Source organism: Mesorhizobium sp. M5C.F.Ca.IN.020.32.2.1, assembly GCF_004023105.1.
GTDB lineage: Bacteria > Pseudomonadota > Alphaproteobacteria > Rhizobiales > Rhizobiaceae > Mesorhizobium > Mesorhizobium wenxiniae.
The window spans coordinates 1-519 of the sequence record NZ_RZSX01001621.1; the positions used below are offsets into that span (position 1 = coordinate 1).

General features: G+C 62.2%; 1 protein-coding gene. It reads right to left on the minus strand.

Annotated features, from left to right (window positions below; genetic code table 11):
- Window positions 1-519, minus strand: a 519-nt coding sequence (locus EOA86_RS37805; protein WP_164892463.1) for a hypothetical protein, incomplete at both ends; no start/stop codon positions are given.

Here is a 519-nt window from a genome sequence, read left to right on the forward strand (position 1 = left end):
CCGTCAGCGCGAACACCGGCAAGACAATGCCCAGCCATCCGATCTTGCGGAACACCCGTTTGATCGTGACGCTGACGGTCGGCCGATAGCCGATCGCCTTTTCCAGTTCCAGCCGGCGCGGCCCGACCAGAAAGAACCCGACGTCGGTGTGAGCGGTCGGACCGGTGCCGGTGGTATCGGCGACAGCGGCATGGCCGGCGAGTTCGATCGCCTTTTCGGCAACCCGGAATTCGGAACGATCGGAGCGGCGCGCCATTTCTTCGATCGCGGTCCGGTACTGGTCGCGCGAGAAGAAATCGAGCGCGGCGAAATCGGTGCGCTCGCGCAGCAAGCTATCAATGCGGCTGACACCTTCGAACCAAACCGTCCAGTCGATATCGTTGATAAGCCTGAGGCCGCGGATGATGTTGCCGGTGGTTACATTGCCGCCGGACAGCGTGCGATGCTCGCTGATTATGATTTCCTCGGCATCGGAGCCGGACTTTTCGAGTTCGCCCTCCAGCCATTCCAGCGCCCTGC